Origin of the sequence: Kitasatospora sp. NPDC085879 (assembly GCF_040686255.1) — a bacterium.
Lineage (GTDB): Bacteria > Actinomycetota > Actinomycetes > Streptomycetales > Streptomycetaceae > Kitasatospora.
The window spans coordinates 38,331-58,917 of record NZ_JBFBJZ010000039.1 but is presented as its reverse complement, the minus strand read 5'-3'; the positions used below and the strand labels follow the sequence as shown (position 1 = coordinate 58,917).

Here is a 20,587-nt window from a genome sequence, read left to right as displayed (position 1 = left end):
GCTCAGTTCTCCTTCTCGCTGTGCCAGATGTCGTCGAGCGCCGCCGCCAGGCGGCCGAGGTAGGGGGGTTGCAGCACGCCCAGGTGGCTGCCGGGGATGCGGTGGACCCGCAGGCCGGCGCCGGCCAGCCGCTCCCAGCGGCGCAGGTACTCGGGGTAGCCGAGGCCGCCGACGGCCTGGTGGGCCGCCTCGGCCAGCTCGTCGCCGGCGACGAGGTCGAGGTCGAGCGGGGCGGGCCGGTAGCGGTGGCCGACGGTGGCGGCGCGCAGGGCCCGCCAGATCTCCACCCGCTCCAGGTAGCCGTCGTCGACGCTGTCCTCGGTGATCACCAGGCCGCCGTCGTCGACGATGTGCTGGAGCAGCGGCACGGCCAGGCGCCGGAGTTCGGCGGCGCGCTCGCCGGCGGGTGCCGCGCGCAGTTCGGTGAGCACGGCGGTGGCGCGGTCGAAGAGGTCCAGGTCGTCGGGGGCGGGGTCGCCGTCGCGGGTGTCGGCGATCGGGTCGAGGAGCACCAGGTGGGTGCGCTCGCCCTGCTCGCCGAGGCGGCGGGCGATCTCCCACGCGATGGGCGCTCCGGCGCACCAGCCGAGCACCCGGTACGGCCCGGTGGGCTGGTGTTCACGCAGTTGGGCGAGGTAGCGGCCGGCCAGGGTGTCGACGTCGGCGGCGGCCAGGGCGGCGTCGCCGAGACCTGGGTGTTCGAAGGCGGCGACCGGCCGGCCCTCGGCCAGCGCCCCGGCCAGGCCGCGGAACCAGTGGACGCTGCCGCCGCCGGGGTGCACCGCGAAGACCGGTGCGTCGGCGCCTTCCTGACGCAGTGCCACCAGGTCGTCGGGGTGACCTGCCGGGTCGGCTGAGGTGCCGGGTGTGTCCAGCGCGGCGGCGAGCACGGCGACCGTGCGGTGGCGCTGCATGGTGCGCATGTCGATGTCCAGGCCGGCCACTGCGCGGAGCCGTGCGACCGCGCGCATCGCGAGCAGCGAGTGGCCGCCGACGCGGAAGAAGTCGTCGTCCACGCCGATCGTCTCCAGGCCCAGCACCTCGGCGAAGACCTCGGCGATCCGCCGCTCCAGCGGGGTGCGCGGGGCGGTGGCGGTGGTCGCGGTGGCCCGCCGGTCGGGCGCGGGCAGCGCCTTGCGGTCGACCTTGCCCGAGCCGGTGGTGGGCAGGTCGTCGAGGGTCACGAAGTGCGCCGGCATCATGTACTCGGGCAGCTGTTCGCGGAGGAAGGCCAGCAGGTCGTCGTCCTGCGGCGCCCGCTCGCCCGGCACCAGGTAGGCGACCACGCGCGGCTCGCCGCCGTCGTGGCGCACCACGGCCACGGCGTGCCGCACGGCCGGGTGCCGGTGCAGGACGGCCTCGATCTCGCCCAGCTCGATCCGGAAGCCGCGGATCTTGACCTGGAAGTCGAGTCGGCCGAGGTAGTCGATCCGTCCGTCGGCGAGCAGCCGGGCCCGGTCGCCGGTGCGGTAGAGCCGGGCGCCGGGGGTGTCGCCGTACGGGTCGGGGACGAACCGGTCGGCGGTCAGGTCGGGGCGGCCGAGGTAGCCGCGGGCGATGCCGACGCCGCCCAGGCACAGTTCGCCGGGCACGCCGACCGGCACGGGCCGCAGGTCGGCGCCGAGCACCAGGGCCCGGGTGTCCGGCAGCGGCCGGCCGATGGTGGGGCGCTCGGCGAGGGCCTGTGCGGCGCCGATCTCCTCGCCGGTGGTGACCACGGTGTACTCGGTGGGGCCGTACAGGTTGAAGAACCGGGTGTGCGGGGCCCAGCGGGCGGCGAGCGCCTGCGAGCACTCCTCACCGATGACGCTGACGGTGCGCGGGGCGCAGGTCTCGGGCGAGAGCAGCGCGAGCGAGGACGGCACCGTCACCAGGTGGTCGACCCGCTGCCGGCGGATCAGCTCGGCCAGCGGCTCGCCGGGCAGCAGTTCGGCGGCGGGTGCGAGCACCAGGGTGGCGCCGCTGCCGAGGGCCATCAGGATCTCCAGGACGGAGACGTCGAAGACCGTGGCGCAGAACTGCAGCACGCGGTCTCCGGGCCGGACCCCGAGCAGTTCGGCGTGCGCGTGCACGAGGTTGTGCAGGCCCCGGTGTTCGACCATGACGCCCTTGGGGCGGCCGGTGGACCCGGAGGTGTAGATGACGTAGGCGGCGTCGCCCTCGTGCGGGCGGACCGCCGGGGCGGGCGCGTGCCCGTGGTCGCCCGGCAGGACGGTGCGCTCCGCGGGGATGCCGAGCCGTGCGGCGGTCTCGGCGGTGGTGACGGCTGCGGCCACGGCGGCGTCGTCCAGGACGTAGGCGAGGCGGTCCTGCGGGTGAGCCGGGTCGAGCGGCACGAAGGCGGCGCCGATCCGGGAGACGGCCAGCATCGCGGTGATGCCGTCGATGCCGCGCGGCAGGCAGATGGCGACCCGGTCGCCGCGGCCCACGCCGGCGGCGGACAGCCGCCCGGCGAGTTCGCCGGCCCGCTCCCCCAGGGCGGCGTAGCTCAGGGTCTGCTCGCCGTACGCCAGCGCGGTGGCCTCCGGTGTCCGGCGGATCCACTCCTCGACCAGGTCGCCCAGGGCGCGCGCCGCGACGGGACGGCCCGCCATGACCGGGCCGGCGGCCAGGGCGGCGGCGTGTTCGGCGGCGGGCATCGGCAGCCGTCCGGGGTCTCCTTCCGGGTCGGCTGCCATGGCGGCCAGCACCCGGGTGTACATCGCGGCGAGCAGTTCGCCGCGGTCGCGGGCCACGCGGCGGCCGTCGAAGGTCAGCACCAGGCGGCCCCACTCGGTACTGACGGCGAGCGGGAACTCGTTCGGGCTGTCGTCGATGCTGGCGTCGCTGTCCAGCAGGTCCTCGTCCAGCACGTGGAAGTTCAGGTAGTTGAACATCACCTCCAGCGGCGGGACGGAGGTCGCCGCGCCGCGCCGCACGGCCGCCAGCGGGTAGCGGCGGTGGGGCAGCAGTGCCACCTCCTCGGCGAAGACGGCCTCGACCAGGCCGCGCCAGGTCCTGGCGGGCGGCGGGGCGAGCAGGGGCACGGTGTTCAGGTGCATGCCGAGCAGCCGGTCGCCGTCGCGTACCTCCGGGCGGCCGTTGGTGACCAGTCCGGACAGGAACGGGGCCTGGTCGGTCAGCCGGGACAGCACGGTCAGGTGGGCGGCCAGCAGCACGCTCTTCAGCGGGGCACCGGCGGTGCGGCCGAGCTGCTGCAGGGCCGGGATCAGGTCGGCGAAGTCGACGCGCAGCTCGTAGCCGCCGGCGTCGGCGGCCGGGTCGGCCCAGGTCTCGGGCAGCGTGAGGACCTCACCGCGGGCCACCCGGCCGGCCCAGAAGGCGGCGTGCTCCGGATCGGCCAGCGCGGCCCGCTCCAGGGCGACGGCGTCGGCGAAGCGCACGGCCGGCGGGGCGCTGTCGGTCTGCGGGCCGCCCTCGCGCGCGTCCCGGTAGCGCTGCAGCAGTTCGGTGAGCAGCGAGTTGTGGCTCCAGCCGTCCAGGATGGCGTGGCACTCGGTGAACAGCAGCCGCCAGCGGCGGTCCTCCTCCAGCACTGCGGTCAGCCGCCAGAGCGGGCCGCGGTCGGCCAGGTCGAAGGGCTCGGCCCGCTCGGCGCGGATCGCCTCGCGCAGGGCCTGTTCCCGCTGCTGCGCGGTCAGCGGGCGCAGGTCCAGGTGGCGGATCTCCACCTCGGCGGCGGCGTGCACCAGTTGGAGCGGCTCGGACAGGGCGAGCTCGAACGAGGTGCGCAGCAGCTCGTGGCGGGCGGTGACGGTGTCGACGGCGGTGCGCAGCGCGTCCGGGTCGAAGGGGGCGTCGTCGCGGACGAGGTAGCCGGTCACGTTGTGGTAGAGCAGCCGTTCGGCGTCGGCGAGCATCTCGTAGACCATGCCGCTCTGCACCTCGGAGAGCGGGTAGGCGTCGGCCAGGCCGTCGGGGAGCGCGGCCCGGTCCTCGGGGCGCAGCAGGGCGAAGGGTTCGACGCGGGCGGGGCCGGCGGCGGGTTCCGCGGCGCGCAGCGGTGCGGCGAGCTCGGCGACGGTCTGGCGGCGGAACAGGTCCTGCACCGTCACGTCGTAGCCGCGCTCGCGCAGTCGCCCGACGACGCGGACGGCCCGGATGGAGTCGCCGCCGAGGTCGAAGAAGTTGTCGATCACGCCGACGTGGCCGAGGTCCAGCACCTCGCCCCAGACCTCGGCGAGTTCGCTCTCGACGAGGGTGCGCGGCAGGACGTACTCCCGGCCCGCGAGCAGCCGGTCGGCGGCCGGGTCGGGCAGGGCACGCCGGTCCACCTTGCCGTTGACGGTGAGCGGCAGCGCGTCGAGGCGGACGAACGCGGCCGGGACCATGTACGAGGGCAGGCGGCGGCCGAGCGAGGTCCGCAGCCGGGCGAGGTCGGGTTCGGCTCCGCCGGCGGGGACGAGGTAGCCGACGAGCTGCCGGTCTCCGGTCGCCGTCTCGTGGACGGCCACGACGGCGGCCTCGACCTGCGGGTCGGCGGCGAGTGCGGCCTCGATCTCGCCGAGTTCGATCCGGAAGCCGCGGATCTTGACCTGGCCGTCGATCCGGCCGAGGAACTCGATCTCACCGTCGGGGCGCAGCCGTGCCCGGTCCCCCGCGCGGTAGAGCCGGGCTCCGGGTTCGCCGCCGAAGGGGTCGGGGACGAAACGCTCGGCGGTGAGCCCGGGACGGTTCAGGTAGCCGCGGGCCACGCCGGGGCCGCCGACGTGGATCTCGCCGGGCACGCCCACCGGGACGGGGTTCATCGCCGAGTCGAGCAGGTGGAACCGCAGGTCGGGGATGGGCCCGCCGATCGGGCTGCGGGCACCGGCGGCGAGGTCGTCCGCCGTCATCGGACGGTGGGTCACGTGCACGGTGGTCTCGGTGATCCCGTACATGTTGACCAGGAGCGGGAGCCGGTCGCCGAACCGTTCGAACCAGGGGGCCAGCGTGCCCGGGTCCAGGGCCTCGCCGCCGAACACCACGGTGCGCAGCGCGAGGCGCTCGGCGGCCGCATGGTCGGCGCCGACGGCGGAGACCAGCCCGGTGAAGGCCGAGGGCGTCTGGTTGAGCACGGTGACCCGCTCGCGGGCGAGCAGGTCCAGCAGGTCCTGCGGGGAGCGGGAGACGTCGAAGGGGACGACGACCAGCCGGCCGCCGTGGACCAGTGCGCCCCAGATCTCCCAGACCGAGAAGTCGAAGGCGTAGGAGTGGAAGAACGTCCACACGTCCTCGGGGCCGAAGCGGAAGTCCTGCCGGGTGGTGGTGAACAGCCGGGCCACGTTGCGGTGGGTGACCATGACGCCCTTGGGGCGGCCGGTCGAGCCGGAGGTGTAGATGACGTAGGCGAGGTCGTCGGCGCCCACGCCGGTGATCGGTGCGTCGGTCGGCCGGGCGGCGAGGTCGGCGGCGGTCGTCGGGTCGTCCAGGGACAGCACCGCGAGGTCGCCGAGGCCGGTGTCGAGCGGTCCGGCGTCGCGGTCGGTGAGCAGGATGCGCACGCCCGCGTCCTCGGCCATGAACGCCAGCCGGTCGTGCGGGGCGTCCGGGTCGAGCGGCAGGTAGGCGGCGCCCGCCTTGAGGACGCCGAGCAGTGCGGTGACGAGGGCGGTGCCGCGCCGCAGGTGGACGCCGATCAGGCTGCCCGGGCCGGCGCCGCGGGCGCGCAGCGCGTGGGCGAGCCGGTTGGCGTCGGCCTCCAGGTCGCGGTAACTGGTGCGTTCCTCGCCGGAGGTGAGCGCCTCCGCGTCGGGGCGCAGCCCGGCCTGGCGGCCGATCAGCTCGTGGATCGGGGTCGGCGCGGCACCGTCCGGGGTGGGCGCGACGGGGCGGGCCTCGCGCTCCGGCGGGGTGCGCAGGTCCAGCCCGCTGATCGGTTCGTCGGGCGCGTCGCAGGCGGCCCGCAGCAGCTGGACGAGGTGGCCGGCCGTCCGCTCGGCGGTGGTGCGGTCGAAGAGGGCGGTGGCGTAGCCGAGTTGGCCGCCGAACGAGCCGTCGGTGTGCTGCTGGAGGGCGAACGCCAGGTCGAACTTGGCCGGGGCCCAGCCGATGTGTTTCGGCGCGAAGCCGAGCGTGCCCTCGGCCGGCGTCGGCGCGGTCGCGGCCTCGACCGTGAGGCTGACCTGGAAGAGCGGGTTCCGGGACAGGTCGCGGTCCGGTCGGAGTTCCTTGACCAGCAGGTCGAACGGGGTGTCGGCGTTGGCGTAGGCGGCGAGCGCGTCCTCGCGGGCGCGCTCGACGAGTCGGGCGAAGGAGGGGTCGTCCGAGGTGTCGGCGCGCAGCACCAGGGTGTTGGCGAACAGGCCGATCAGCGGCTGCGACTCGGGCACGGTGCGCCCGGCCACCGGGGTGCCGACGGCCACGTCGGGCCGGCCGCTGTAGCGGGACAGCAGGGCCTGTACGCCGGCCAGGACGGTCATGAACGGCGTCGCACCGTGCCGGCGGCCCAGGTCGACGAGCCGGCGGCCGAGGTCGGCGGGCAGGTCGAGGTCGACGGCCGCGCCGGAGGAGTCCCACTGCGGCGGGTGCGGGCGGTCGGTGGGCAGTTGCAGCGGTGCGAGGCCCGCCAGCTTCTGCTTCCAGTGGTCCAGTTGGGCCCGGCCGTCGGGGGTGTCGAGCTGCGCGGTCTGCCAGGCGGCCACATCGGCGTACTGGGCCCGGATCGGCGGCAGCGGCGAGTCGCGGTGCTCGCTGAACGCGCCGTACAACCGGGTCAGTTCGCCGGTGAGCAGCTCCGCGGACCAGCCGTCGAAAGCGATGTGGTGGATCGTCAGCAGCAGCAGGTGCTCGCGCTCGCCGAGGGTCACCAGCAGGGCGCGGACGGGGTGTTCCGCTGCCAGGTCGAAGCCGCGCTCCCCCTCCTGCGCCAGCAGCGCCGCGAGCCGGCCGTCGCGCTCTGCGTCCGTGCAGTCGCCGAGGTCGGCCCGGGCGGGCACGAGCGGGCGCGGCGGGTCGACGGCCTGGACGCCGCTCCCGTCACCGGGCAGGTAGCGGGTGCGCAGCACCTCGTGACGGGCGGTGATCTCGGTCAGCGCCCGCTCCAGGGCGGCGTGGTCGAGTTCTCCGCGCAGCCGCAGCGCGACGGGCACCAGGTAGGCGGCGCCGCCGGTGCCGAGCTGTTCGGTGAGCCAGATGCGCTGCTGGGCCGGGGAGAGCGGCAGTGCCGCCTCGCGCGGGAGCAGCGGCACCCGCTCGGCGGCGGGCCGTTCGGCGTCGGGCCGTTCGGCGCCCGCTCCGGTGCCGGCCTGGCCGGCCAGGCGCCGGGCGAGCAGCGCCCGGCGCAGTGCCTCGCGGTCGCGACGCGGGGGCGCGGCGCCCTGGTCGCTCAGGATCTGATCGGTCACAACAGCCCCTCCTCCTGCGCGAGGAGCGTCTCGAGCTCCTCGTCCGACAGCGCTTCGACCGCCGCTTCGACGGCTTCGCGGACCAGCCGGGCATGGGCCGCGGCGGTGGTGTGCTCAAAGAACTGACGCAGCGTCAGCGTGATCCCGAAGGCGTCCTCGACGAGCAGCCGCAGCCGGGTGACGAGCAGCGAGTGCCCGCCGAGGTCGAGGAAGAAGTCGTCCTCGACGCCGATCCGGTCGACTCCCAGGACCTGCTGCCACAGCTCGCACAGGCGCTCCTCCAGCGCGTCGCGCGGGGGCGTGTGCGGCCGGTCCGCCTGGATCCGGTCCAGGTCCGGTGCCGGCAGGGCCTTGCGGTCGAGCTTGCCGTTGCGGGTGACGGGCAGGGCCGCCAGCGGAACGAAGACGGCCGGGACGAGGTGGGCGGGCAGCGCGGCCCGCAGGTCCTCGCGCACCCGGTCGAGCGCACCCCGGTCGTCCGAACCCCGGTCGCGCAGGACCACGTAGGCGGCCAGTGCCCGGTCGCCGGCCCGCAGTTCGCAGGGCTCGACGGCGGCGCCCGCCACGTCCGGGTGGGCGGCGAGCACGGCCTCGATCTCGCCGGGCTCGATCCGGTAGCCGCGGATCTTGACCTGGCGGTCGGCGCGGCCGACGAACTCGATCACTCCGTCCGCCCGGGCCCGCACCAGGTCGCCGGTCCGGTAGAGCCGGGCCCCCGGCTCGGTGGCGAAGGGGTCGGGCACGAAGCGGTCGGCGGTGAGGTCGGGGCGGCCCAGGTAGCCGCGGGCGACCCGGCTGCCGCCGATCATCAGCTCGCCGACGACGCCGGGCGGCACCGGCTGCTGCCGACCGTCGAGGACCCTGGCCACGGTGCCGACCAGCGGCCGGCCGATGGGCAGCGCGGCGGCGTCCTGGCGCCCGTCTGAGTCCGCGCCCGCCGTGTGCATGGTGCAGGCGACGGTCGCCTCGGTGGGGCCGTAGGTGCAGGCGAACGCCCCGGGCAGCCCGGTGCGTGCCCAGCGCCGGGCGTCGAGCGCGGTCACCACGTCGCCGCCGACGCTCATCAGCGCCAGGCCCTCCAGCCGCCGGTCGCCGGGCCGCAGCCGTTCCAGCAGTTCGCGGTAGTAGACCGGGGTCACGTCGAGGACGGTGACCCGGAGCCGCTCGATCTGGTCGAGCAGTTCGTCGGGCGAGACCGCGCGCGGGTCGAGCACGACCACCGCGCCGCCGGCGGTGAGCGGGGCCGCGATCTGGTCCATCGAGGCGTCGAAGCTGACGGCCGCCATCAGCGCGAACCGTTCGCCGGGCCCGAGCCGGTATGCCTGGGCCATCACGTGGCAGTGCTCGACGTACGAGCGGTGCTCGACCATGACGCCCTTGGGCCGTCCGGTCGATCCGGAGGTGTAGATCAGGTAGGCCAGGTCGCGCGGCGAGACGGGCTCGCCCACCGGACGCGTGTCGGCGGGCGGCCCGGGCTCGTCGAAGTGCAGGACGGGGATCCCCGCGGCGGGCAGCGCGGACCGGGTGGCCGCCACGGTGACCACCGCGCTCGCCCGGCTCTCGGCGAGCAGGCCAGCGAGCCGTTCGGCCGGGTCGGCGGGGTCCACCGGCAGGTAGCAGCCGCCCGCCTTGAGGATGCCGAGCCAGGCCACCACCAGTCGGTGGTCGCGGGGCATCGCGCTGGCGACCACGGCGCCGGGACGGATCCCGAGGGCGCGCAGCCGGGCGGCCAGCCGCTCGGCCTCGGCGTCGAGCCGGGCGTAGGTCAGTTCCGCATCGGGCGAGATCACGGCCGGGGCGTCCGGCGTGGCCCTGGTCTGCGCGGCGACCACCTCGTGCATGGGACGCCGGTCCGTCCGGCCGCGTCCGAAGTCGCCCTGCCCGACGGCCTCCTCCGCGGTGAGCAGCGGGTGCTCGGTGATCGGGCGGTCGGGCGCGGCGGCCAGGGCGTCCAGCAGGCGGACCAGGTGGTCGGCCATCCGCTCGACGGTGGCGGCGTCGAACAGTGCGGTCGCGTACTCGAACTCGCCCTGCCAGCCGCCGCCCTGCCGGGCGCGCAGCACCAGGGAGAGGTCGGTGAGCGCGGGCGCGTCGGCGACCCGGAACGGGCGGACCCCCAGCGGGCCGAGCGCGAGCGAGGGTTCCGCGCCCTCGAAGGTCTGGAACATGGTCTGGAAGACGGGCGTCCGCGACGGGTCCCGCTCCGGACGGAGCTCGGCCACGACCCGGTCGAACGGACAGTCCTGGTCGGCGAAGGCGCTCAGCGCGCCGGCCCGTACCCGGTCGAGCAGCTCGGCGAAGGTGGGTGCGGCGGAGAGGTCGGCCCGCATGGCCAGGGTGTTGACGAAGCTGCCGAGCATCGTGTGGGTCTGCTCGGCGTCGCGTCCCGCCACGGGGGTGCCGACGGCGAAGTCGTCCTGGCCGGTGTAGCGGTGCAGGAAGGCGAGGTAGCCCGCGAGCAGCGACATGAAGGGGGTGGCGCCGCGGCTCCTGCCGTAGGCGGCCAGCGCCTCCGATGTCCCGGCGGGGAGCGCGAAGACGTGGTCGGCGCCCGCGCCGTCGCGGACCGCCGGACGGGGCCGGTCGGTGGGCAGTTCCAGGGCCGGCACGCCGGCCAGGGTCTGCGCCCAGCGGCGGGCCTGTTCCGCGCCGAGGCCGCGGTCGACGCGGTCGCGGTGCCACTGCGCCCAGTCGGCGTACTGCAGCGCGGGCGCGACGCTGTCCGCCGTTCCGCCGCCCGTGAGCGCGGTGTACGCCCGGTCCAGCTCGGTGCCGATCAGGCCCAGCGACTGCCCGTCGCAGGCGATGTGGTGCAGGGTCAGCAGCAGGACGTGGTCGCCGTCGGCCAGCCGTGCCAGGGTGGCCCGGAGCGGGTGCTCGGCGGTGAGGTCGAAACCGCGCCGTGCGCGCTCGGCGAGTGCGGCCCGGGCGGCCTCCTCACGCCGGTCGGCCGGCAGGCCGGTGAGGTCGAGCAGTTCGGGTGCCGGGTCGCCGGCGGGGTCGGCGAGCTGCCGCGGGCCGTCCGGGGTGTCCAGGTAGCGGGTGCGCAGGATCTCGTGGCGGGCGGTCAGGGCGCGCAGGGCTCCGGTGAGGGCGTCCGGGTCGAGCCGGCCGGTCAGCCGCCAGGCGATCGGGACGAGGTAGTCGGCGGAGCCGGGGTGCAGCTGGTCGTGCAGCCAGAGCCGTTCCTGCGCCGCGGAGAGCGGCAGCGGCCCCGGGCGGCCGGCCGGGCGGAGCGGCTCCGCCGGTGCGGCGGGCGCCGCCTCGCCGAGCCGGGCGCAGAGCGCCGCCACGGTGGGCGATTCGAAGATCCACGCGAGCGGCAGCTCGACCCCGAGCGCCTCGCGCGTCCTGGTCGCGGCCCGAGTGGCCATCAGCGAGTGGCCGCCCAGCGCGAAGAAGTCGTCGTGGACGCCGATGGCGGGCAGCCCCAGCAGCTCGGCCCAGAGTGCGGCGACCGTCGCCTCGGCGGGTGTGGCCGGGGCGGTCTCGGTGTGCCCCTGCTGGGCCAGGGCGAGCGCGAGCGGATCGGGCAGCGCCCTGCGGTCGAGCTTGCCGGTGCTGGTCCGCGGCAGCGAGTCGACCAGGCCGATCAGCGAGGGCACGTACTGCTTCGGCAGCCGCTGCGCGAGCCGGTCGCGCAGCAGGGCCGGGTCGGTCGCGGAGGGCTCGGTCGGGACGACGTATCCGACCAGTCGGGCGCCGCTCTCGGGGTCGGGCCAGGCGACGACGGCCGCGGCGGCGACGCCGGGGCAGTCGGCGAGCGCGGCCTCGACCTCGCCGGGCTCCACCCGGACGCCGCGGATCTTGACCTGGTGGTCGAGGCGGCCGAGGAACTCCAGCGTGCCGTCGGCGCGCCGCCGGACCAGGTCTCCCGTCCGGTACAGGCGCCCGCCCGGGGAGGCGGCGAAGGGGTCGGGCACGAAGCGGTCGGCGGTGAGGTCGGGCCGGCCCAGGTAGCCGCGGGCCAGACCGGCTCCGCCCAGGTGGAGCTCCCCCGGCGCGCCGTCGGGTGCCGGCCTGCCGTCGCCGTCGAGGACGTGGGCCTCGGCGTTGTCCAGCGGCCGCCCGATCGGCACCACGGGGCCGGTGTCCTCGGCGGCGCGGTAACGGTGGGCGGTGGCGTCAATGGCGCACTCGGTCGGCCCGTAGGTGTTGAACACCTCGGCCCCGGTGCGCTTCTCCACCTGGCGGGCGAGCTCGGCGGGCAGCGGCTCGCCCGCGGAGAGCACCAGCCGCAGGGCGTCGCAGTCGGCGAGGTTCGGCTGCTCGGCGATGTCGCGGAGCACCGAGGGCACGAACTGGAGGATCGTCACCCGGTGGGCGGCGGCGGTGCGGAGCAGTCCCGCCGGGTCGGCCTGCGCGGCGGCGGGGGCCAGCACCACCGTGCCGCCGGCGACCAGCGGGGCCACCAGTTCCCACACCGAGGCGTCGAAGGTCGCCGTGGTCTTCTGCAGCACCCGGTCGGCGGGGCCGATGCCGTGCCGGCGCACCGTCCACAGCACCCGGTTGCGGATGCCGGCGTGGGTGACCAGGACTCCCTTGGGTCTGCCGGTGGAGCCCGAGGTGTAGATGAGGTAGGCGACGTCGTCGCCGGCCGGGGCGGTCTCCGGCGCGGTCGCGGGCAGGTCCGGGAGGGCGGCCCGGTCGAGGCTGACGGGCGTGCGGTCCGGGTCGGCGGGCAGGGCCGGGAGCAGGTCGGAGCGGGTCAGCACGATGCGGGCGGCGGAGTCGGCGAGCACCGCCGCGGTGCGGGCGGCCGGCTGCGCCGGGTCGAGCGGGAGGTAGACGCCGCCCGCCCGCCACACCGCGAGCAGGGCGGCGACCAGGTCGGCGCCGTGGGCGCCGTCCCGGTCCAGGAGGACCGCGACCGGCTCGCCCGGGGCGACGCCGAGGGCGATCAGGTGACGGGCCAGCCGGTTGGCGCGGGCCTCCAGTTCGGCGTAGGTCAGCTCGCGGCCGTCCGTCCCGATGACGGCGGTGGCGGCGGGGTGGGTGGCGGCGGCCGCGGACACCAGGGCCGGCAGCAGGGCCGGGCCGTGGTCCGTCTTCGGGCCGCGTCCGGCGGCCAGCGCCGCGGTGCGCTCGTCCGCGGTGAGCAGTTCGAAGCGGTCGAGCGGCAGTTCCCGGTCGCCGGTGAGCCGGTCGAGCGCGGCCAGGTAGCGGTGGGCGAGCCGCTCGACGGTGGCGTGGTCGTACAGCGCGGTGGCGTACTCGAAGACGGCTTCGAATCCGCCGTCCTGCTGCCGCTGGACCTTGACGGTGAGGTCGAACTTGACCGAGGTGAGAGGGCGGCGCACGGTCGACATCGCCAGGTCGCCCAGCCGCGTCTCGGCGGAGGAGACGCCCTCGTAGAGGAACTGCACCTGGGCCAGCGGGTTCCGCGCGAGGTCGCGCTCCGGCCGCAGCCGTTCCACCAGCAGGTCGAACGGGAGGTCCTCGTTGGCGATCGCCTCGAAGGCGGAGTTGCGTACGGCGCCCACCAGCTCGCGGAAGGTCTGCCGGGGGCCTGGCCTGGTCCGGATCACCGCGGTGTTCACGAAGAAGCCGACCAGCTCCTCCAGTTCCGGGTCGCGGCGCCCGGCGACGGCGGTCGCCACCGAGACGTCGTCCTGCCCGGTGTACCGGGCGAGGACCACGGAGAGCGCCGCCAGCAGCACCGCGTACGGGGTCGCCCGGCAGGCGCGGGCGGTGGCCATCAGGCGGTGCCCGGTCTCCTCCGGCACCGCGATCCGCACGGCGGCGCCGCCAGCGTCCCGGCGCGCCGGACGCGGCCGGTCCGCCGGGAACTCGGTGGGCGTCAGGTCGGCCAGGGCCGCGCGCCAGTAAGCCAGCTGCCCGTCCAGTTCGCCGGACTCGACCCGGGCCCGCTGACCTGCCGCGTAGTCGGCGTAGGTCGTCCGCGGTGCGGGCAGCTCTGCCGGCCGGCCCTCCCGGTGGGCGCCGTAGACGGAGTCGAGGGCGCCGAAGAACCGCTCTTCGGACCAGCGGTCCCAGGAGATGTGGTGGATCGTCATGACGAGGATCTGCTCGTCGTCACGGAGCCTGAGCAGCGCGGCCCGCACCGGCAGGTCGGCCGCGAGGTCGAAGGGGCGGGCGAAGATCGCGTCGATCTCCCGCTCGGCGCGCGGCTCGCGCTCGGTCTCCGGCAGCTCCCGCAGGTCGAGGACGTCCAGCCGGAGTTCCGCCCGGTCGTCCACCACCTGGACGGGCTGCCCGTCGTCGAGGACGGGATAGCGGGTGCGCAGGGCCGCGTGCACGGCGAACAGGTCGGCCAGCGCCCGGCGCAGCGCCGGCAGGTCGAGCACCCCGGCCAGCCGCAGTGCGTACGGCAGCACGTAGTCGACGGTGCCCGGGGTGAGCTGGTCGAGGAACCACACCCGCTGCTGGGCGTAGGAGAGCGGGGTGCCGGCGCCGCTGTCCGGCGGCCCGCCGCGGTCGGCCGGGGCTGTGGTCACCGCGCCGCTCCGGCTTCCAGGGTGGCGGCCGGGGCGGCGGCCGGCTCCTCGTCGCGCAGGCGCAGGCTCAGCGGGCGCATGTCGGTCCACACCTCGCCGATGTGCGCCAGGCACTCCTGGCGGCTCCCGGCGAAGCCCTCCGCGCGCCAGCCGGCCGGCAGGTCGCGGTCGGCCCGCCAGACGGAGTACTGCTCCTCGTGGTTGACCACGACCAGATGGCGGATGTCGAGGGCGGTGTCGTCGCTGCTCATGGTGCGTCTCCTTGGTGTCGTCGAAGGGTCGGTGCGGACGGGGGCCGGGCCGGCCACCGCCCGAGGGCGCGGGTGCGCCGTCGGGTGGTGGCGGTGGTCAGCCCTGGAAGCCGGGAACGGCGGTGCCCAGCCCGGCCCGGGCGGCCTCGGCGCGGACCGCCTCGGCGAGCGCGAGGTCGAGGACGCCGAGGCCGAAGGGCGAGTAGACGGTCACCCGGTCCGGGTCGACCGAGCGGCCGGGCTCCCGCAGCAGGTCGCCGATCTCGGCGTGGACGAACGCCCGGTCGCCGGTCCGCCGCTCGGCCAGGTGGATCGAGGTGGCCTCCCGGCTGACGTGGTCGGTGTCGTCCACCACGTTCCGCGCGGCCAGCACGGACTCGACGGTGAGGTCCCGCAGGGACAGGTGCAGCACGACCCCGCCGGGCCGCACCGCGTCGGTGGTCAGGTGCGGCCGGGCGGCGGTGGTCGCCAGCGACACCACCGGCTGCGCGGCCATCGCCGCGTCCTGGTCCGCGGCCCGGTCCACGGTCAGCCCGGGCCAGGCCGCGGCGACGCGCTCGGCGAACGCCTCGGCGCGCTCCGGGTCCAGGTCGAACAGCGTCACCGCGCGCAGCTCCGGGAGGGCGGCGGTGAGGAAGCGCAGCACCTCGAAGTTGATCGCGCCGCAGCCGAACAGGGTGACGCCGTCGGCCGCCCCGTCGGCGGTCAGCTTGCGGGCGGCCAGCGACGCACTGGCCGCTGTGCGGCGCGCGGAGATCACGGTGCCGTCCAGCAGCGCCTCGGCCCGGCCGGTGCGCAGCGAGTTCAGTACGACGACCGCCGAGGCGCGCTCCAGCCCGGAGTCGATGTTCCCGGGGAAGGAGGAGACCCACTTGAAGCCCGCGACGGGGCTCCGCCCGCCGAGGTAGGCGGGCAGACCGATGATCCGGTCGCGCTCGTTCTCCGGGAACCGGAGGAAGATCGAGTGCGGCAGTGCGGTGCCGCCGTCGGCGTGGACGAGGTAGGCGTCGCGGACCAGGTCGAGGACCAGGTCCTCGCGGCCGTCGAGGACGCTCTCCACGTCCTTCCTGCCGAGGATCAGCATGGTGCGGGCTCCTTGTGGTCGAAGTCGGACGGCAGTTCCGACACCGGGTCGGCCAGGCCGAAGGAGGGCCCGGCGCCGGTGCCGGCGAGGAGGTGGAACGGGTCGGGGGTGCCGGCGAGGTCCAGTCCCAGCCGGTCGCGCACCCAGGTGTCGCAGTAGACGGTGTCGAGGTACCGGTCACCGCGGTCGGCGAGGATCAGCACGCAGTTGGCCCCGGCCGGGATCCGGTGCCGGTGTGCGAGCAGTGCCGCCACCACGGCGCCGGCCGAACCGCCGGCGAGGATGGCCTCGCTGGCGACCAGCTGCCGGCAGCCCCGGACGCAGTCGCCGTCGCCGATCAGGGTCACCTCGTCGGCGAGGTCGGGCACCAGCAGTGCGGGCGGCATCGCCGCACCGTGGCCGGGGATCCTCCGGCTGCCGGTCGGCGGCCCGAAGATCCCGCTGCCCTGCGCGTCCACCGCGACGATCCGCGTGCCCAGCCCGGCCCGCCGCACGTAGTCGGCGCAGCCGCGCAGCGTTCCGCACGAACTCGTCGCGACGAACAGGTAGTCGACCTGGCCGGCGAGTGACTCGGCGATCTCCGACATGGTGCGCTCGTGGGCCCGGGCGTTGAGCAGGTTGCCGTACTGGTTCGGCCAGTAGGCGTGCGGGATCCGCGCCACCAGCCGGCGCACCCGGCGCAGCCGCTCGGGCAGGAACTCCCCGGTCTCCGGGTCGACCTCGGTGACCATGTCGACCTCGGCACCGTAGGCGCGCAGGATCGCCACGTTGTTCTCGGTGGTGCGCGGATCGACGACGCAGATCAGCCGCACGCCGAAGTAGCAGCACACCTGGGCGAGGCCGATCGCGAGGTTCCCCGAGCTCGACTCGACGACCACGGACCTGCCCGGCACGATCGTCCCGTCGGCGATCAGCCCGCCCAGCATCGAGAACGCGGCGCGGTCCTTCATGCTGCCGCCGGGATTCATTCCCTCCAATTTCGCGTAGAGGCGGAAAGGTGCGTCGGGCACCAGTCTTCGAAGCTCGACGAGCGGAGTCGAGCCGATGGCCGACAACACCCCGAGTGGCAGGTTCTCCACCACTGTCTAGTCCCTCTCAATCCGGTCAGGAAGCGAAAGGCCGTAGTGGCCGGCGGCAGTGCGGTCACTGCTGACGGCCGCACCCCCGCCGACTTCCGCCATCATGCGACAGACCCCTCCCGGCATATTCTCGGTTTCTTCCCGACACCCTCCGGAAGTTCTCCTCGAACGCTATCGATCCGCTGCTGAAATATTCCTGGAAATCTTTTGCACGAAATTCCCGGCACAGCGCTGCGATTTCATTTGCGCCGGCGGCTCCGGTGCGCTTATCGTCATGGGTCGAAAAGGCGGGGAGGCGCTCGTGAAACACCCGCCGCGGGCCACAGGGAGGAAACCCCGATGAGACTCGGACTGGCTGTCGGCTACTGGACCAGGCAGCCGCCGCAGGACCTGATCCCGCTCGTCCAGGAGGCGGAGCGGCTCGGGTACCACTCGGTGTGGACCTCGGAGGCCTGGGGATCCGACGCGTTCACACCGCTCACCTGGATCGCCGCCCACACCTCGACGATCGAACTCGGCACCGCGATCGCGCAGATGGCGGCCCGCGCACCCGCGGCCACCGCGATGCACGCCCTGACCCTGGATCACCTCTCCGGAGGCCGGCTGGCGCTGGGCCTCGGCCTCTCCGGTCCGCAGGTGGTGGAGGGCTGGTACGGCCGGCCGTTCCCGCGCAGCCCCCTGACGGCGACCAGGGAGTACGTCGGGGTGATCCGCGCCATGCTGGGCAGCGGCCGCCCGCTGACCCTGGACGGCTCGTACTACGGGCTGCCCTACCCCGGCCCCGACGGCACGGGCCTCGGGAAGCCGCTCCGCCCGGCGGTCAAGCCGCTCCGCCGCGACCTCCCGATCTTCCTCGGGGCCGAGGGGCCGAAGAACATCGCCCAGACCGCGGCCATCGCCGACGGCTGGCTCCCGCTGTACTGGTCACCGGAGCGCAGAGACGTCTACGCCGAGTCGCTGCGCGACGCGCCGGAGGGCTTCCGCATCGCGCCCATGGTGTACGCCCGGCTCTGCGAGGACCCGGGGCCGGCGCTCTTCCAGGTCAAGGCGATGATCAGCTTCTACATCGGCGGCATGGGGGCGAAGGGCGCCAACTTCCACGCCAACCTGATGGCCCGGATGGGCTTCGCCTCAGAGGTCGCCAGGATCCAGGAGCTCTTCCTGGCGGGCCGCCCCGACGAGTCGATCGCCAGCGTCCCGGACGACTTCGCCCACGAGATCTCCCTCATCGGCTCCCGCGACCGGATCGCGAGCCGTCTCGCGGCCTTCCGCGACAGCGGTGTGACCGACCTGCTGATCACCAGCAAGGACCTGCCCACCCTCCGCACCCTGGCCGAACTGAACCTCGGGGCCGGGGCCTCGCTGACAGGTCGTCACTGACGGATCGCGACGGGCGGGAAAGTTCTCGCCGACCGGGTGGGACGTGGCGGCGGTTCGACGCGTATGGAGAGGTGTCAGCTCATACCGCAGTACCCAGGGGGATCAGTGACCAACTCCGTTTCCGTGCGCCGTGCCTCGCTTCTCACCGCGGCGGCCGCCTCGACGCTGTTCGCGCTCGCGGCGTGCGAGTCGCCCGGCGCCTCGTCCGCCGCGCCGGCCGCCGCCCCGTCGGCCGTCCCGTCCAGTGCTTCGGCGGCCGTTCCTACCGCCGCTCCGGCCGCACCGGCGGCCGTCGGGTGCGGTGCGCCGGCCGGGGCCGCGTGGGTGTTCGTGTCGTCGGCCGCGGGCTCCGGTGACGGCGGCGCCGACCTCGCCGTGTCCGACACCAGGGTGACCTGCAGCCCCGACGGGCTCGACCCGATCGTGGACGGTGCCGGCGGCGCGGGTGCCCGGACGGTGCACCTGGCCGCCGACGCCGCCGTCCACCTGCTCACTCCCGACAACCGGCTCGCCAAGGTCACCGCCGCGGACGTGACCGGGCTGTTCGCCGCGCACTCCGCGGGCCGGTCCGGCACCGGCGCCTTCGGCTGGAAGGGCAACGTCTTCACCGTCCGCCTCGACGACGCGGGCCGGGCCGTCTTCCTCGGACAGGGCCCGTGGTCGACGCTGAACGCCGCGCCCCCGAAGTAGGCCTCCACACCGGCTCAGGGCGTCCTCGCGAGGTTGTCGGCGATCGCGGCGCGCAGTGCGTTGCCGGGGTCGGCGGGGCCGTCCGTCGCCCAGCAGACGTAGCCGTCGGGTCGGACGAGCAGGACGGAGGCGCCCGGGTCGGGGGTGCAGGTGGCGCGGACGAGGTCGACTCGCGGGGGGAGCCGGAGGTCGGCCGGGACGGCCCCGGCCAGGTCGAGCAGAACGGCGTGACCCGAGTGGAAGAGGGACGACAGCCGAAGGGGTCCGGTCTCGGTGACCAGGTCGGCGTCCGGCAGGCGCTGCCCCGTGAGCGGATGGTCGCCCGGCAGGGGGTAGCTCAGCGAGAGGCCTGAGATCAGTCCGGCGATGTGGCGGTTGGCGTCGGGCAGCCGCAGCAGGTCGGTGACGATGTCGCGCAGGGCGGCCACGTCCTCGCCCGGGTTCGGGTCCGCCAGGAGGCGCTGTGCCGAGGTGTGGTGCAGCACCTGGGCCGCAACGGGGTGCCGTTCGGCGTGGTAGCTGTCGAGGAGGCCGCTCGGCGCCCGGTCCTGGACGGTGGCGGCGAGCTTCCAGCCGAGGTTGATCGCGTCCTGGATGCCGAGGTTGAGGCCCTGGCCGCCGAGCGGCGGGTGGATGTGCGCGGCGTCCCCGGCGAACAGGACGCGCCCCGCGCGGTACTGCTCCAGTTGGCGCGTGGCGTCACCGAACCGCGAGGCGTTGTCCACGGCCGCGAGGGTGGTCCCGGGGCCGTAGACCGCGTGGAGCGCGGCGGCGATCTCCTCGTGGGCGACCGGGCTGTCACGGTCGCCGTCCGGGCCCGCGTCCACCGTGCCGTCCGCCTTGCCGTCCGCGCTGCCGTCCGCCCGGTCCGCGCGCCCGAAGGTGAACCGGTACCGGTCGCCGCCGAGCGGGGCCAGCATGGCCCAGTAGCCGCCCGCCTGACGGGTCAGTGTGCTGATGTGTCCGATCTGCGGCGGCACCAGGGACGACACTGCGGACAGGCGGATGTCGGTCAGCACCGCCCGGTGGGTTCCGGGCCGGCCGGGGAACGGCAGCCCGAGGAGCTTCCGCACCGTGCTGTGGGCACCGTCGCAGGCCACCAGATGGCGTGCCCGCACGCGCAGGGCGTCCGTGGTCACGACCACGCCGTCCTCGTCCTGCTCGACGCCCGCGACGGCGGCGCCGCGCCGCACCCGCGTGCCGGCGGCGAGCGCGCGCTGTTCGAGCACGTCCTCGATCTCCCACTGCGGGACGGCGATCGGGAAGGGGTGTCCGGTCTGCCACGGGGTGCAGTCCAGCGGCACGGGCAGGGCCGCGAAGTGCCCGCCGACCGGCTCGTGCGACGCGGCCCGCGCCAGCAGCGGTTCCAGCAGCCCGCGCGACTCCAGCAGCTCCGCGGTGCGGGGCTGGATCGCGCCGCCCTTCACCTGCTCGACGCGCCTGGGCAGTTGCTCCAGCACCAGCGTCTCGACGCCGGCCACGGCCAGTTCGTACGCCAGCATCAGCCCGGTCGGGCCGGCTCCCGCGACAACGGCCTCGGTCATGGTCTCGTTCTCGGCCAACACCCTCATCACTGCCTCTCATTTCTCGCCCGAGAGCAAATGTATACCAGGTGCAGAAATCCTCCGAGGGCAACTCTCTGTTACGGTGTGCGTCGTGGACGGCACGCCAGGGCTACGGGAGCGCAAGAAGCAGCGGACCCGCGCGGCGATCTCCGACGCGGCGATCACGCTCTTCCTCGAACACGGCTTCAACCAGGTCTCGGTGGCCCAGGTGGCCGAGGCGGCCGAGGTGTCCAAGCGGACGCTCTTCGCCTACTTCCCGACGAAGGAAGACCTGGTGGTGCACCGCCTCGCCGACCACGAGGCCGAGGCCGCCCGCGTCGTACGGTCGCGCCCGCCCGGCGCCACCCCGCTCGCCGCGCTGCGCGAGCACTTCCTCACGGGCCTGCGCGAACGGGACCCGATCACCGGGCTCAACGACCACCCCCAGGTGCTGCGGCTCACCCGGATGATCCTCGACGCGCCCGCCCTGGTGGCCCGGATGGAAGGCTTCAAGGCCGGCGCCGAACGCGCCCTCGCCGAGGCACTCCGGGAGACCGCCGACACCCCTGAGCTCACGGCGCGGCTCGCCGCCGTCCAGATCGTCGCGGTCCAGTGGGCGCTGGCGCAGGACAACGCCGCACGCCTGGCACACGGAGAGTCGGCCGACGCGCGCAGTGCGACGGCGACGGCGGACGCGGAACACGCCTTCGCGCTGCTGGAGAACGGACTGCGCCACCTGCCCCCGGGGCAGTGACCCGCGGCGCATCCGCGAACCG

At 75.0% G+C, this 20,587-nt stretch carries 9 protein-coding genes; 3 read left to right on the top strand and 6 right to left on the bottom strand.

Annotated features, from left to right (window positions below):
* Positions 1–2 precede the first annotated feature (2 nt).
* From AB0P35_RS26760 to sbnA, 5 genes are all read right to left on the bottom strand, one after another.
* Complete coding sequence (locus AB0P35_RS26760; RefSeq protein ID WP_363515337.1) at positions 3–7,325, bottom strand: amino acid adenylation domain-containing protein; 7,323 nt, start codon at positions 7,323–7,325, stop codon at positions 3–5.
* Positions 7,322–13,783 carry an amino acid adenylation domain-containing protein gene (locus AB0P35_RS26755; protein WP_363515334.1) on the bottom strand — a complete coding sequence of 2,154 codons (6,462 nt, stop codon included), beginning with the start codon at positions 13,781–13,783 and terminating at the stop codon, positions 7,322–7,324. Before AB0P35_RS26755 ends, AB0P35_RS26760 begins: the two co-directional genes overlap by 4 nt.
* Positions 13,780–14,034, bottom strand: a complete 255-nt coding sequence (locus AB0P35_RS26750) for an MbtH family NRPS accessory protein (RefSeq protein ID WP_363515331.1) — start codon at positions 14,032–14,034, stop codon at positions 13,780–13,782. Before AB0P35_RS26750 ends, AB0P35_RS26755 begins: the two co-directional genes overlap by 4 nt.
* A gap of 97 nt (positions 14,035–14,131) precedes the next feature.
* Positions 14,132–15,118, bottom strand: a complete 987-nt coding sequence (sbnB, locus tag AB0P35_RS26745; protein WP_363515328.1) for a 2,3-diaminopropionate biosynthesis protein SbnB — start codon at positions 15,116–15,118, stop codon at positions 14,132–14,134.
* The gene (gene sbnA, locus AB0P35_RS26740) at positions 15,112–16,176 is read right to left on the bottom strand and encodes a 2,3-diaminopropionate biosynthesis protein SbnA (protein ID WP_363515364.1); all 1,065 of its coding nucleotides are present in this window, start codon (positions 16,174–16,176) and stop codon (positions 15,112–15,114) included. The genes sbnB and sbnA overlap by 7 nt, the downstream gene beginning before the upstream one ends.
* Positions 16,177–16,536: 360 nt before the next feature.
* On the opposite strand from sbnA, the gene AB0P35_RS26735 reads away from it, so the two are divergent.
* Positions 16,537–17,577 carry an LLM class F420-dependent oxidoreductase gene (locus AB0P35_RS26735; RefSeq protein WP_363515325.1) on the top strand — a complete coding sequence of 347 codons (1,041 nt, stop codon included), beginning with the start codon at positions 16,537–16,539 and terminating at the stop codon, positions 17,575–17,577.
* Between the two features lie 105 nt (positions 17,578–17,682).
* Entirely contained in the window at positions 17,683–18,267 is a 585-nt protein-coding gene (locus AB0P35_RS26730) for a hypothetical protein (protein WP_363515322.1), read from the top strand.
* A 14-nt stretch (positions 18,268–18,281) separates the two neighbouring features.
* Here the strand turns inward: AB0P35_RS26730 and AB0P35_RS26725 are convergent, their stop codons facing one another.
* Complete coding sequence (locus AB0P35_RS26725; RefSeq protein WP_363515319.1) at positions 18,282–19,838, bottom strand: FAD-dependent monooxygenase; 1,557 nt, start codon at positions 19,836–19,838, stop codon at positions 18,282–18,284.
* Between the two features lie 85 nt (positions 19,839–19,923).
* On the opposite strand from AB0P35_RS26725, the gene AB0P35_RS26720 reads away from it, so the two are divergent.
* The gene (locus AB0P35_RS26720) at positions 19,924–20,565 is read left to right on the top strand and encodes a TetR family transcriptional regulator (protein ID WP_363515316.1); all 642 of its coding nucleotides are present in this window, start codon (positions 19,924–19,926) and stop codon (positions 20,563–20,565) included.
* Positions 20,566–20,587: the final 22 nt, after the last annotated feature.